Raw genomic sequence first — 14,118 nt, forward strand, 5'->3', positions numbered from 1 at the left:
TGTCGCGGAAGTCCGCACCACAGATCACGTCACGATCAGCCGCGCTGTACGAGCTGACAACCTCATCGCGACCAGGCTCTGGGCGGCGGTCTCGTACATTTTGGCCAGCACGGTGAGCAGACGCGCCGGAGGCCGGCGCCCCGCCCCCGGCCAGGACTCGAACTCATACAGTCGCGACTCGCGCAGTGCGGCGGTGCCCGCCGGATCGGCGTCGTTGACCATGGCCACCACATTGGCGGCGGTGCGGCCGTGCGCCAGCCGATACAGCCGCAACGGGCTCACCTGGTGGGTGAGTGCGAGCACATCGGCGATCTGGTCCCACGTGAAGCCCTTCTCCCGGAGGCGCCGACTCCACGAGCGAGCCTGAAGCAGCACCCGATAGCCCTCACCGGACATCCGCACCCCCTCCACACTGGGATCATGCACTGACTGTAAAGCGATGATCGCACTCTGTGTGTGTTAACAGGAGATCGATCGGGCCGCAGCGGGATGCCGATCACGGATGTCGGCAGATGCGCGCAGGTCAGCGGCGATATCGCTGGGATGGTCCATGAGGATGCGGTGGGGGTCCACGCGGCACCCTCAACCAGGCAGCGTAGGGGTGCCGAATCAACCCGTCATGTGTTCACGGAGGGGTCCCAGTGCTCAACATCACCGAATTGGCGGATGTACCTGCTCGCCCGCTCATTCCTTGGCAGCACATCGACGTCACCGACGCCTCGATCGCCGCCGTCCCCTGGCCCTACCGGCGCAGCCTGCTGATCACCACCGACGGCGCAGGCGCCACCCACGACTTCATCAACCACCTGCACCACCTGGCCCGAAAGCGCGGCCGGCACCTGGAGTACTCCATCGGCTGGGAACTCGGCGAACGCGAACAGAACGCGATCAAACCGCTGCCCGAAGACGCCTGGCAGCACGTCATCGACGCCGAGGGAAGGGCGCGCGATCTCGACGGCGCCGGCGTCGTCGAGCTCACCTGACTGCTCCGCCGCAGCGTCGGCGGCGACCAACTGGCCGGGTGGCCGCAGGAGATGCGGGTGATCTGCCGCCGCGAACGTCCCGGCAGCGGTGCCCAGCTGTCGCTGCTGGAAGAGGCAGACGGATGGCGCTACAGCCTGTTCGTCACCAACACACCCGGCCGGCAGCTCGACTTCCTCGAAGCCCGCCACCGTGTCCATGCCCGCGTTGAGGACCGCATCCGGAATGGGAAATCCGCCGGGCTCGCTCACCTGCCCAGCACCTCGATGAAGGTCAACACGGCGTGGTGTGTCGCCGCCGCGATCGCTACTGACCTGCTGTGCCGGCTACGGCTGCTGTGCCTGACCGGGACCATGGCCCAGGCCGAACCCAAGACGCTGCGCTACCGGCTCCTGCACACCGCCGTACGCCTCGTGCGCGGCCAGCGGAAACGGAAGCTCAAGATCCCACAGACCTGGCCCGGGGCCGACGAACTCGCCGCCTGCTTCACCTTCGCGCTCGCCCTGGCCCCGCCAGGCTGACGAGCACCCTGCCCCTCGACCTCAACCCCAGAGGAACCCCACCGTCAGCCCATGGAACCGACGCCCACCCGGCGCGACAGCCGGGCGGACACGCCGCCTGCAGCTTGACAACATGATCGAACTCGAAGCCGAAGACCGGCTTCACACTCGAGAAGTCCCCTCACGCCTTATCCGTGACTGATCAAGGCCAGCGGGGTGATAGCCCTAGATATGTCTCACTAAAGTATTCTCGCGAATTTCTGAGCAAAGCAAAATCTGACATTCTGCGGTTTTGCGAGATTGACCGCCGGGCACCTGGCTTAAGGTGGGACATAATGCACGAAATTCTGGAAATAGTTGCATCTAGTCATTTATCTCCGGCGGCGTGAATGGCGCCATCGCACATCCAGCGGTGCTGTCACGTGGCTTCGGTCCGTTCAGGGCAAATCGCTCCCGACTGGGTTCAGTACACCCAGTCCCAGTCGCGTGTCGGCGCTGGTCGGCCTACGGAGTGGCCTCTCACCTTCCTCCCGCTACCTGATCAGGAGGATGCACATGCGTGCTTTCGTGCTTCCAGAACCGGGGAGAACCCCGCGGCGGTCTTTGCTCGCGCTCGCGGTGGCCTTCTTGACGCTCGGTGCTCAGCACGCCGCAGCACCCGCGGCCCATGCCACCCCGCTCGCGACCGCGAACGTCGTCGCGCGGCCGGCCCAGGGCAACGTGGTGATCGAGTGGAACCGGGCGCTGCTCGACATCGTGCGCAATCCGCACGCGGAGCCGTCCACCGTCCACCCCACGCGTAACTTCGCCATCATGAGCGCAGCCGTCTATGACGCGGTCAACGCGATCAGCCGCGCTCACCCCCTCTACGGCCCCAGCCTCACCGCACCACGGGACGCCTCACGCCCCGCCGCGGCCGCGGCGGCCGCGCACGCCACCCTCACCGCCCTTTACCCGGCGCACAAGACCAGCCTAGACCGCCAACTGTCCACCGATCTCGCCGACATTCCCGACGGCCGCGCCAAGCAGGAGGGCATCAAGGTCGGTGCCCAAGCGGCCAACGCCATCATCGCCCTGCGCGCGCACGACGGCGCCGACGCCACCCCGCCGCCCTACGCCACCACCGGCAAACCCGGCGACTACCGGTCGACCCCGCCCGCCTTCAAGGCGCCGGAGTTCACCAACTGGGGCAAAGTCACCCCATTCCTCCTCCATACCGGCCACCAGTTCCGTCCCGCCGCGCCGCCGCCGCTGAGCAGCTCCGCGTACGCGGCCGCCATCAACGAGGTCAAGGCCATCGGCGCCGCCCGCAGCACCACGCGCACGGCGGAACAGACCACGCTCGCCAAGCTCTGGGGCGGCCCCGCCCAGAACTACTGGTACGACGTCGCCCAACAGGTCGCCCTCGCGCGCCACAGTGACATCGACCAGTCGGCGGACATGTTCGCCCTGCTCAACCTCACCCTCGCCGATGCCGCCATCGGCATCTACGACGCCAAGTACACATACCGGTTCTGGCGGCCGATCACCGCGATCCGTCTCGCCGCCGACAACCCGCAGGTCAAACGAGACCCGGCATGGACCCCGCTTGTCACCACCCCTCCGGACCCGTCCTACCCAGGCATGCACAGCGACATCAGCACGGCCGCCGTCACGGTACTCGCCCGCTTCTACGGCGACCGCAACACCTTCACCCTCACCTCACCGGCCACCGCCGGCAGCCCCCGGCCCTACACCAAGCCCTATACCAGCCTGAGCGCCACCGCGACCGAAGCCGGGCTCAGCCGCATCTGGGGAGGCGTGCACACCCAGCTCGACCACAAGTCCGGCAACGAACTCGGCGCCGCCATCGCCCGCTACGCGCTCGGCCAGTCGAAGCTCGCCCCAGCCGTGCCGAGTTCGCCGACCGGAAAGACCCCGGCCGGCAGCGCCAGCCCTGGCAGTGCCAGCCCCGCTAGCGCCACCGTCGCGGTCCGAGACTCCAGGCTCGGCAAGATCCTCGTCGACGGCCAAGGACGCACGCTGTACCTGTTCGAGGCGGACAAGGGCACCAGCTCGACCTGCTACAGCGCGTGCGCGACCGCCTGGCCGCCTCTGACCACCACGGGCAAGCCGCAGGCCGGCAGCGGTGCATCACCCGCCTTGCTCGGCACCACCGCCAGGACCGACCACACCACCCAGGTCACCTACAACGGCCACCCGCTGTACTACTTCGTCACCGACGTCAAGCCCGGCGACATCACCGGGCAGGGTGTCGACTCCTTTGGTGCCAAGTGGTACGTGCTCGACCCGAAGGGCAAGAAGATCGAAACGGGCTGATTGCTGTCGGCCACGACAGCTGCCATACGCGCAATGTCGAGTGGGCTGTTGCGACGGCCTCGGCGGCCGGGATCATGGGAGGGAGCAGACGGACGTGGGAACTGCGCCGAGGATGTCACCCCGCCCGGCCCGGCTGCGGCTGGCGACAGCCGCCGGGCTCGCCCTGGCCGTGACGGTGGCCCTGTACGCGTTCGGCCGGACACACGCCCCGGACTTCGCCAGCAGCCTGTTCGGACGCCGCGGTAACGACGCGAACATTCTGAAGGCGCAAGTCGGCACCGCCCTGCTGGGTCTGGCCTTCTACCAGCTCATATTGGCGCTGTGGATCTACCAACGGCTCCCCGGAGCCGGTGCCGCCCCCCGCCCGGTACACCTCGCCCACCGCATCGGCGGAGCCGTGCTGTTCGTGCTCTCCCTCCCCATCGCCTACCACTGCATCACCGCCTACGGAGTGCAGACGGACAGCGCCCGGGTCGCCCTGCACTCCCTCGCCGGCTGCTTCTTCTACGGCGCATTCGCCGCGAAGGTACTCATCGTCCGCAGCCGGCACCTACCCGGCTGGGCGTTGCCACTCGCCGGCGGCACCCTGGTCACCCTCATCGCGATCCTGTGGTCCTCAGCGGCGCTTTGGCAGCTGGCCTATTCGTAGCAGTCAGCGACAACAGTGTGGGCTCGAAAGCCGCGCCGGCCGAGAGAGCGGAGTAATCGGGAACAGTCCCCGCCGCGAGGGGCTCATCGCGTGTCGCATCCGAGACCCATTCTTGGGACCGTGACTACGGGTCCCTGCCTCCAGCTTCCACCCCACCGCTACGACGGCCGGGCAGTGACTTCTCGCGGGATCCGGATCATGTGGTCTCGTGCCCGACACCACGCCATCCGCCGAAGAGGCGTTGAGGGCTGCCAACGCGTTGCTGCGCCAGGTCATCAAGGCGAAGGACGCCGAGCTGGCTGCTGAACGTGCCGCGCGTGAACGGGTTGAGCTGCGACTGGCCGAGCTGGAACGCCGCCTGGGAATGGACAGCACGAACTCCGGGACGCCGACCTCGAAGGAGTCGATCGAGGCAGCGGCACGGCGGAAAGCGGCGCAGCGGGCTTCGCAGCGCGAGCGGTCGAAAGAGCGCAAGCCCGGTGGGCGGAAAGGGCGTCACGGTACGGGCCTGGAACCCGCGCGCCCGAACAGCGTGCACGCGCGGGCTGAGCGGACCGCCCACACACCCTCCGCCCTGGCGGCTGGCACCTGGCGTCGCGTACATCAACGGCGCTGATCTCCCGATCCGTCGAACAGGCCGTCCAGGGTCTGGGCGGTGACCGCACGCGTGACCCAGGTTTCCAGTTGGGTCAGGTTGGTGCAGGCGGTGATGCGGGCCCGAACGTCGTCGGGGAGTGTGAATCCACGAGTTTCCAGCAGGAGCAGCACCAGTCGGGCGGCCTCTTCTGCTTTGCCTTCTGCTTTGCCTTCTGCTTTGCCCTGGGCTTGCCCCTCTTCGAGGCCGCGGCCGTAGTGTTCGCGCGCGAAGGGGCTGTAGACGGGCCAGGCGGTGGACTTCATGATCTCCTCCATGAGTCGCCGGATGTCGGGCGCGGCCATGCTGTAAGCGTATTCATAGTACTTCGGAGCGTGTTCATCGCGGAGTTCGGTCAGTGCCATGGCGAACGCTTCGATGACCTTGCGATCACGGCCATGAACCATGACCGACATGGCCGACAGCCCCGGCTGGTCCGCGGCCTGGTGGGGATCGGTGATGGCGGGGATGTCGTCCGGCCCCAGCACCCGGGCTTGCAGGCGGTAGCCGGTGAGGCCGGAGTCGATCGGCTGTGCGTAGTGGGCGGCAGTTGCCCGGTCGGCTGTGATGACCAGGACCGTGACGTCGCAGCCCAGCAGCAGCCAGAGCGCGGCGGCGTAGCGGGTGAACTGCCGGGGATCCTTGGCCTTGTCCTGCTGGATCTCCACGACAATGGCGTGCGCGGGCGACTGTGGTGGCCCCATGACGAGGATCAGGTCGGCCTCGATGTCGACCGAGTGGCGGGTGTTGAACGTGCTGTCCTCCACCCGGATCAGGGGAGTGGCAGGCAGTTCCACCCCCATGAGGTCACGCAGGATCTCTACTGCCAGCAGCGGGCAGTCACTGATCATCTGGATCAGGGCATCATGTCGGGGGGACGGCATGATGCTTATTGTGACACGACGCTCACGTTAGGTGACACATGGCCGATGACCGCGTTGCGGAGGCTGGCCTTGATGCGTGGGGCGGTTCCGGTCCGGACGCTTCGGACGTCGCTAACCGCTGAGCACCCGGCCCACCATGCGGGAGTACATCCGGCCCGGACTGGGCGACCTGGCCAGGAAACCGGGCAGCATCGGCAGCCCGACCGCGAACGGCTCCAGCCGCTCGTACAGCGCCTCGGCGCCGGCGGGCCGGTCGTCCGGCTTCTTCTCCAGCAGCTCGGCCAGCAACCCGCCCAGCCCGCCGGGCAGCCCGGGGATGCCGGGCGGGCGCTGCTTGACCTGCTTTTCGAACACCACGTAGTCGGTGGGCCCGGTAAACAGCTGGTGCCCGGTCAGCATCTCGTGCAGCACGCAGCCCAGCGAGTAGAGGTCGCTGCGCGGCTCGGCGACCCCGTGCTGGATCTGCTCGGGGGCCATGTACGCGGGAGTGCCGAGGATCTGGCCGATCCTGGTGAACGTGGTGACGTCGGCGTCGCGCAGCAGGGCGAGGCCGAAGTCGAGCACCTTGACGCTGCCGTCGGGGCAGAGCATGAGGTTGGTCGGCTTCAGATCGCGATGGCAGATGGACAGGGCGTGCGCGGCCGACAGCACGGCGCACGCCTGGGCGGCGATCGCGGCGGCCCACGGCACCGGCAGCGGCCCGTGCTCGCTCACCACGTCGGCCACCGTGACGCCCTCGATGAACTGCATCACCTGGTAGAGCCGCTGCTCGTGGGTGCCGAAGTCGTAGAGCACCGGAGCGCCCGGATGCTCCAGCCTGGCCAGGATGCGCGCCTCACGGATGAACCGGCGCTCCAGCTCCTCGTCGGGCCCGCTCGGCAGCCTGAGGAGCTTCACCGCCACCCGGCGGTCGAGATGACGGTCGTGGCCCGCGTAGACGGCTCCCATGCCGCCCTGCCCCAGAGGGAGGTCGTCGAGCACATAGCGGTCGCCGATGACCATTTGCCCTCCTGCGGCCTTTTCGCGAAAAAATATACCGTCAGGACTGAGGGTGCAGATGGCCCTCGGTCAGCCCGTCGAGACCGAGCCGGATCAGCGTCTGACCGAGCGCGGAGGTCTCGCGCAGGGCGTCCTCCAGCACGGCCAGCTGCCGGAAGGCCTCGCCGTAGGCGCTCTGGTCCTCGAGCGAGAGCCGGGGCAGCCGGGTGCGCCGCACGTCGAAGCGGCTGGAGCCGGTGGTCGCCCGCCCGCCGGCGGCGCGCAGGAAGCCGGCCAGGAAGTCGGGGTCGAGCCTGCGCGAGTCGACCCGGTAGAGGGTCAGGTGGGGCCCGAGCACGAAGCCGCCCTCGGCCATGACCCGCACGCTGGAGTAGGACGCCACCACGTCGCCCGCCCGCACCTCGACGAGGCCGTGCTGGGGGCCCGTGCGGCCGGACGGCGGAGTGCCGTGGGCGATGTCGTCGGCGGTCAGCACGGGGACATCGCCGCCGTCGGCCGCCATCTTGGGCGGTGCCTGCACCGCCGTCACGAGACCCTCCTTGATCAGGTCGCCGACCGTGGTGACGGGCTGGTCGAGCGGTTGCTCCAGCACCTTGAGGTCGGGCGGCGTGGCGGCGGCGGCCAGGAAGCGGTCGCGGGTCTCGGTGAAGGCCCGGCCCAGGTCGTCGCGGCGCTGGTGGCGGGCCGGGGTCATGTCGACCTCGTCGGCGAGCAGGTCGATGATCCGTACGGTCTGGTCGGAGCGGTCTTCGAGGTAGGCCCGCCAGGCCGGCTCGACCGCCGACTGGTCGGCGGTCGCGTCGAGGATGAGCACCTCGGACGGCGGCCGCTCGCCGGCGGCCGGGCGGCGCAGCAGCCACAGGTCGCAGCCCGGCAGCGCGACCACGGCCCGCAGGGCTCCGGCCCGCAGCAGGTTGGCCCGGATGCGCCGGCCCGCCTTGCGGCTCGCGGCGGCGGGCGGCATGAGGATCGCGACGAGCCCGCGCGGCCTGACGTGGGTGAGGCAGTGCTGGACCCAGGCCAGCTCGGGCTCGCCGCGCGGCGGCAGGCCGTATTCCCAGCGCGGGTCGCCGGTCAGCTCCTCGTAGCCCCAGGCGCGCTCGTTGAACGGCGGGTCGCACACCACGGCGTCGGCCTTCTCGCCGGCGAAGGCGTCGTGGCGGATCGAGTCGCCCGCCGCCACCCGTGCCTCGATGCCGCGCAGCCGCAGCCGGGCCTCCGTGATGCGGGCGGAGGTGGGGCTGAGGTCCTGGCCCAGCACCCTGGCCGCCTCGGGAACGAGCAGCAGCGTGCCGACGCCGCAGGCGGGGTCGAGCACCGTGCCGCCGCCGGTGTGGACCAGCCTGACCATGAGCTCGGCGGTCTCCACGCGGGTGACCGAGAGCTGTCTGGAGTGGGCCTCGAGGTAGCGCTCGCAGAGGAACTCGTAGGCGGTGAGCGGGTCGTGCTGCTCGGCCAGCTCGAACACCAGACCGGTCAGCTCGGGGTCGAGCTCGCTGTGCCCCTCGGTCAGCAGGACCCCGACCTGGGCCACCAGCTCGCCCAGCCGCAAATCGCCTGCCGCTCTCAGGCGTTGCCACACCCGATCTCCCAGCGAGACCTGGTAGGACTTCCCATAGCGCCGCAGCCATGACTCGATCTGCGGCAGTGAGAAGAGGGGTTGGTTGGTGGTGCCGCCGATGGGCAGTGGGAAGTCGTCGTGGCGGCGGCGCCAGTTGCTCACCGCGGCTCGCCCGACCCCTGCGAGCCGGGCGATGTCCCCGGCGTTCACAGTCGGGTCGTGGCTCATGGAGCCCACAGTAGTTCACAAGAGTCTTCAGCGCATCTGCTTGTGAAGTCTTTCAACCAATGATTTACTGCTGGGTATGAAGCAGAACATCCGCTATGCCGCCGGATCAGATGTGGGCCGCCGCAGGGAGCAGAACGAGGATTCCGGCTATGCGAGCAGCCGGCTGCTCGTGGTGGCCGACGGGATGGGCGGGCACGCGGCCGGCGAGCTGGCGAGCTCGGCGGCGATCGCCGTCATGCGCGAGCTGGATGCCACGCTTCCCGAGGCGGGCGTCGACCTGGAGGCCGCGCTCGAGGGCGCCGTGCACGAGGCGGCGCGCAGGCTGGTCGAGCTGGCCGACATCGACCCGGCGCGCAGGGGGATGGGGACCACGGTGACCGCCATGCTGTGGGACGGCTACCGGTTCGCCCTGGCTCATCTCGGTGACTCCCGCGGATACCTGCTTCGCGATGGTGCGCTTTACCAGATGACCAAGGATCACACACTTGTGCAGTCGATGGTGGACGAAGGGCGGATAACGGAGGATCAGGCCGCTGTGCACCCCCGGCGCTCGATGGTGCTCCGGGTGCTGGGCAGCGAGGGCCGGGCGGAGCCCGACATGGCACTGCGCGAGGCCGAGCCCGAAGATCGCTACCTCCTGTGCTCCGACGGGCTGACGACGGTCCTCGGCCCCGAGGTCCTGCACGAGGTGCTGACCACGCTGGCCGATCCGGCCGCGGCGGTGCGGCGGCTGATCGACCTGGCCAACGAGGGCGGCTCGCCCGACAACGTGACCGTGATCGTGGCCGACGTGGTGGCGCCGGGCGCGGGCGATCAGCAGGTCTACCGGGTGGGGGCCGGCGCGTAGGGATCCGCGGTCCCACCTGTCACTTCCGCCACACGGGCCTTATTTCCGCTCATAGTTAGACACTTTCCGGGTGTTCGGCGCGCGATGGTAGGGCGGCTATTACAGTCCATCGTGATCTGCCGGATTTCTGGGAGGAGTCACCCTGGACCCGATCGCGGAAGATCTGCTGAAAGCGGTACGCCAGGAGATCGGCTACCGGGAGAAGGGTGGCCAGCACACCAAGTTCGGCAACTGGTACGCCGACCGCGTCCAGGATTCCCAGTACCGCAACGCCCCCTGGTGTGACATGTTCATCGCCTGGGCGGCGGACAAGGCCGGGGTCGCCGACTACGTCGGCCAGTTCGCCTGGACCCCTTCCCACGCCGCGTGGTTCATCGAGAAGGGCGCCTGGAGCGCCAAGCCGGAGCCGGGGGCCCTGGTCTTCTTCGACTGGAAGGGCGGCAAGAGCTACAAGGGCATCGACCACGTGGGCATCGTGGAGCGCGTCTCCGGCGACCGGATCCACACCATCGAGGCGAACGTCGACCGGGTCTGGCTCAAGCGCAAGACGCGCGAGACGGACAAGGTCGTCGGCTACGGATTACCCCGCGTGGTCAAGGAGAACCTCACGCTGAGCGAGATCCGGGCCACCGAGCAGCCGTTCGCCCACGCGCCCTACGCGCCCCGCGCGGAGGCGCCGCAGGGGTCGCCGTTCGACGTCCTGGGCACACCGCAGGCGCTGCTGGCCGTGATGGTGCTGACGACCGTCGTGCTCTCGTTACGCCGCACGGGCCATCGCCGTGGCACCCGCCGCGTCGCCCACCGCCGTTTCCGCTGGCCGTGGAACGCGCCAAGCACGCCATCGGCCAAGCCGGCCAAGCCGGTCAAGCCCGCCGAGCCGGTCAAGCCTGCCGCCTCGTCCCCGCCGGACGCGCCCGTACGCCATCCCGCTCCGGCGCGCTCCGGCCGCCCGGCGACCGCCGCCAGGAGTCGCGTCCCGGCCGGCGTGGGCCACGGGAGCGAGCACCGTCCGCCGTCGACGAGACGCAGGCCGTACGAGCCGAAGTCCTGAGCCGCGGGCATGTTCCCTTCCTGGGGGGCAGGGGTCTTGGGAAATACTAGGACGTCCTAGTATCTTCGAGTGAGGCCATCTCACCAAGGAGTGATCAGGCGTGCACGTTCCGGTCCACCCTGTGCGTTTCGTGACAGCAGCGGCGCTGTTCGACGGTCATGATGCGGCGATCAACATCATGCGGCGCATCCTTCAGTCGCAGGGTGCCGAGGTCATCCACCTCGGGCACAACAGGTCGGTGGACGAGATCGTCACCGCCGCCATCCAGGAGGACGTCCAGGGCGTGGCGATCAGCTCCTACCAGGGCGGGCACGTGGAGTTCTTCTCCTACCTGGTCGAGCTGCTGCGCGAGCGCGGCGCGGGCCACGTCAAGGTGTACGGCGGTGGCGGCGGCGTCATCGTGCGCGAGGAGATCGAGCTGCTCCACTCCCGCGGCGTCACCCGCATCTTCTCGCCCGAGGACGGCCAGCGCCTCGGCCTGCCCGGGATGATCAACAAGCTGATCGAGGAGTGCGACGTCGAGCTGGGCGACGCCCCCTCGGCCGAGGCCGTGCTCTCGGGCGACCAGGCGGCCCTGGCCAGGGCGATCACCCTGATCGAGGCGGGCCGCGCGCCGGCCGCGCTGGTCGAGGGCCTGCGTTCGGCCGGGCGGCGGGCGCCCGTGCTCGGCATCACGGGCACCGGCGGATCCGGCAAGTCGTCCCTCACCGACGAGCTGGTCCGGCGGCTGCGGATCGACAACGACGACAAGCTGCGCATCGCGATCATCGCCATCGACCCCACCCGCAGGCGCGGCGGCGGCGCCCTGCTCGGCGACCGGATCCGGATGAACAGCCTGGGCCCGCAGACCTACTTCCGCTCGCTGGCCACCCGGGGCGCCCCCAACGAGGTGCCCGCCTGCCTCGACGACGTGATCGCCGCCTGCCGCGCCGCCGGCCACGACCTGGTCGTGGTCGAGACCCCCGGCATCGGCCAGGGTGACGCCGGGATCGTTTCGCACGTCGACGTGCCCATCTACGTCATGACCCCCGAGTTCGGCGCGGCCTCCCAGCTGGAGAAGATCGACATGCTCGACTTCGCCGAGGCCGTGGTGATCAACAAGTACGAGCGGCGCGGCGCCGAGGACGCCCTGCGCGACGTGAGCCGCCAGCTGGTGCGCAACCGCGGGGCCTTCGGTGTCCCGCCGGGCGAGATGCCGGTGTTCGGCACGATCGCCTCCCGCTACAGCGACGCCGGGGTCACGGCCCTCTACCAGCACCTCAAGGGCCTGCTCGTGGACAAGGGCCTGCCGGCCGGCTCCGGCCTGCTCGCGCCGGTGCGCGGTCGCACCTCCCTGGTGTCCGCCGCGATCGTGCCGCCCGCCCGCGCCCGCTACCTGGCCGAGATCGCCGAGACGGTCCGCGACTACCACGCCGAGACGGACGCCCAGGCCGAGGTGGCCCGCCGCCGCCAGCAACTCGCCGCCGTCCGCGACCTCCTCACCACCGGCACGCGCGGCACGTCCGGCATGTCCGGCGAAGCCGTACCTACCGCCGGTTCCCCGGCCGGTACGGGCACGGCGGCCGATGCCGGAGGGGCGGACGCGACGGACGCCAGGCTGGCCGGGCTGCTGGAGCGGGCCGAGGGCGAGCTGAGCGACGAGAGCCGGGCGCTGCTCGGCTCCTGGCCCGCCACCCGCGCCGAATACACCGCCGACGAGCTGGTCGTGCGGGTGCGCGACCGCGAGCTGCACACGCCGCTCTGGCGCGAGACGCTGTCCGGCAACCGCATCCCCCGCGTCGCCCTGCCCCGCTTCACCGACCACGGCGAGCTGCTCAGGTTCCTGCGCCGCGAGAACCTGCCGGGCAGGTTCCCGTTCACCGCGGGCGTCTTCCCGTTCAAGCGGGACGACGAGGATCCCACCAGGATGTTCGCCGGCGAGGGAGACCCGTTCCGCACCAACCGGCGCTTCAAGCTGCTCTCCGAGGGCCAGCCCGCGACCCGGCTGTCCACGGCGTTCGACTCGGTGACGCTCTACGGCCACGACCCCGACCCGCGGCCCGACATCTACGGGAAGGTCGGCACCTCCGGGGTCTCCATCGCGACGCTGGACGACATGAAGGTGCTCTACGACGGGTTCGACCTGTCGGCGCCCAACACGTCCGTCTCGATGACGATCAACGGCCCGGCCCCGACGATCCTCGCCTTCTTCCTCAACGCCGCCGTCGACCAGGCCCTCCACACCTTCCGGGCGGAGCACGGGCGCGAGCCGTACGCGGAGGAGGAGCGGGAGCTGCGCGCGCGGACGCTCGCCACCGTCAGGGGCACGGTCCAGGCCGACATCCTGAAGGAGGACCAGGGCCAGAACACCTGCATCTTCTCCACGGAGTTCTCGCTCCGGATGATGGCCGACATCCAGGAGTGGTTCATCGCCAACGGCGTGCGCAACTTCTACTCGGTCTCGATCTCCGGCTATCACATCGCCGAGGCCGGGGCCAACCCGATCAGCCAGCTCGCCTTCACCCTCGCCAACGGCTTCACCTACGTCGAGGCGTACCTGGCGCGGGGCATGCGGATCGACGACTTCGCGCCCAACCTGTCGTTCTTCTTCTCCAACGGCATGGACCCCGAATACAGCGTGCTCGGGCGGGTGGCCCGCCGCATCTGGGCGGTCGCGATGCGCGAGAGGTACGGCGCCGCCGAGCGGTCGCAGAAGCTCAAGTACCACATCCAGACCTCGGGCCGGTCCCTGCACGCCCAGGAGATGGACTTCAACGACATCCGCACCACCCTGCAGGCCCTGATCGCCGTCTACGACAACTGCAACAGCCTGCACACCAACGCCTTCGACGAGGCGGTGACCACCCCGTCGGCCGAGTCGGTGCGCAGGGCGATGGCCATCCAGCTGATCATCAACCGCGAGTGGGGCCTGGCGCGCAACGAGAACCCGCTGCAGGGCTCGTTCATCATCGACGAGCTGACCGACCTGGTGGAGGAGGCGGTGCTGCGGGAGTTCGAGCGGCTGTCCGACCGGGGCGGCGTGCTGGGCGCCATGGAGACGGGCTACCAGCGCGGCCGGATCCAGGACGAGTCGATGCTGTACGAGACCCGCAAGCACGACGGCTCGCTGCCGATCATCGGGGTCAACACGTTCCGCAACCCGCGCGGTGACGAGCCGCATCCGCAGAAGCTGGAGCTGGCCCGGGGCACCGAGGAGGAGAAGCAGTCTCAGCTCGACCGGCTGCACGGCTTCCACGAGCGCAACCGGGCCGAGGCGCCCGTCGCGCTGGCCCGGCTGCGCGAGGTGGCGATGTCCGACGGCAACGCCTTCGAGGTGCTGATGGACGCGGCCCGGGTGTGCTCGCTCGGCCAGATCACCGATGCCCTGTTCGAGGCCGGTGGCCAGTACCGCCGCAACGTCTGAGCCCGGTCGCCCCCCGTCGGCCGTCGTGATGTCCGCCGATAGGATCAAGATCTGGGGGCATC

Annotated in this window: 12 protein-coding genes; 8 read left to right on the plus strand and 4 right to left on the minus strand. The window is 69.5% G+C overall.

The genetic code is table 11. From position 1 onward, the window contains the following. Positions 1 to 24: 24 nt before the first annotated feature. Positions 25 to 411, minus strand: a complete 387-nt coding sequence (locus AB0C16_RS14540; RefSeq protein WP_357682617.1) for a hypothetical protein — start codon at positions 409 to 411, stop codon at positions 25 to 27. A 230-nt stretch (positions 412 to 641) separates the two neighbouring features. Here AB0C16_RS14540 and AB0C16_RS14545 point away from each other — a divergent pair, with 230 nt between their 5' ends. The 5 genes from AB0C16_RS14545 (at position 642) to AB0C16_RS14565 (ending at position 5,065) form a co-directional block, all read left to right on the plus strand. Then, complete coding sequence (locus tag AB0C16_RS14545) at positions 642 to 983, plus strand: hypothetical protein (protein WP_357682619.1); 342 nt, start codon at positions 642 to 644, stop codon at positions 981 to 983. Between the two features lie 30 nt (positions 984 to 1,013). Beyond that, complete coding sequence (locus AB0C16_RS14550; protein ID WP_357683052.1) at positions 1,014 to 1,502, plus strand: transposase; 489 nt, start codon at positions 1,014 to 1,016, stop codon at positions 1,500 to 1,502. Positions 1,503 to 2,036: 534 nt separating this feature from the next. Next, positions 2,037 to 3,800 (plus strand): phosphatase PAP2 family protein, encoded by a 1,764-nt coding sequence (locus tag AB0C16_RS14555; RefSeq protein WP_357682621.1) that lies wholly within the window; start codon positions 2,037 to 2,039, stop codon positions 3,798 to 3,800. Between the two features lie 94 nt (positions 3,801 to 3,894). Continuing rightward, a complete protein-coding gene (locus tag AB0C16_RS14560; RefSeq protein WP_357682623.1) occupies positions 3,895 to 4,449 on the plus strand; it encodes a DUF6529 family protein in 555 nt (184 codons plus the stop codon). A gap of 208 nt (positions 4,450 to 4,657) precedes the next feature. After that, on the plus strand, positions 4,658 to 5,065 hold the full coding sequence (locus AB0C16_RS14565; RefSeq protein WP_357682625.1) for a DUF6444 domain-containing protein: 408 nt from the start codon (positions 4,658 to 4,660) through the stop codon (positions 5,063 to 5,065). Here AB0C16_RS14565 and AB0C16_RS14570 read toward each other — a convergent pair. From AB0C16_RS14570 to AB0C16_RS14580, 3 genes are all read right to left on the minus strand, one after another. Then, entirely contained in the window at positions 5,053 to 5,967 is a 915-nt protein-coding gene (locus tag AB0C16_RS14570) for a hypothetical protein (protein WP_357682627.1), read from the minus strand. The genes AB0C16_RS14565 and AB0C16_RS14570 overlap by 13 nt on opposite strands. A 111-nt stretch (positions 5,968 to 6,078) precedes the next feature. After that, on the minus strand, positions 6,079 to 6,969 hold the full coding sequence (locus AB0C16_RS14575; RefSeq protein ID WP_357682629.1) for a serine/threonine-protein kinase: 891 nt from the start codon (positions 6,967 to 6,969) through the stop codon (positions 6,079 to 6,081). Positions 6,970 to 7,006: 37 nt separating this feature from the next. Next, positions 7,007 to 8,755 (minus strand): N-6 DNA methylase, encoded by a 1,749-nt coding sequence (locus tag AB0C16_RS14580; protein WP_357682630.1) that lies wholly within the window; start codon positions 8,753 to 8,755, stop codon positions 7,007 to 7,009. A 76-nt stretch (positions 8,756 to 8,831) separates the two neighbouring features. Here AB0C16_RS14580 and AB0C16_RS14585 point away from each other — a divergent pair, with 76 nt between their 5' ends. From AB0C16_RS14585 to AB0C16_RS14595, 3 genes are all read left to right on the plus strand, one after another. Beyond that, on the plus strand, positions 8,832 to 9,602 hold the full coding sequence (locus tag AB0C16_RS14585) for a protein phosphatase 2C domain-containing protein (RefSeq protein WP_357682632.1): 771 nt from the start codon (positions 8,832 to 8,834) through the stop codon (positions 9,600 to 9,602). Between the two features lie 187 nt (positions 9,603 to 9,789). Beyond that, complete coding sequence (locus AB0C16_RS14590; RefSeq protein ID WP_357683054.1) at positions 9,790 to 10,653, plus strand: CHAP domain-containing protein; 864 nt, start codon at positions 9,790 to 9,792, stop codon at positions 10,651 to 10,653. A 100-nt stretch (positions 10,654 to 10,753) separates the two neighbouring features. Continuing rightward, positions 10,754 to 14,056 (plus strand): methylmalonyl-CoA mutase family protein, encoded by a 3,303-nt coding sequence (locus AB0C16_RS14595; RefSeq protein ID WP_357682634.1) that lies wholly within the window; start codon positions 10,754 to 10,756, stop codon positions 14,054 to 14,056. Positions 14,057 to 14,118 lie beyond the last annotated feature (62 nt).

Source organism: Nonomuraea sp. NPDC048916, from assembly GCF_040649575.1.
Taxonomy (GTDB): domain Bacteria; phylum Actinomycetota; class Actinomycetes; order Streptosporangiales; family Streptosporangiaceae; genus Nonomuraea.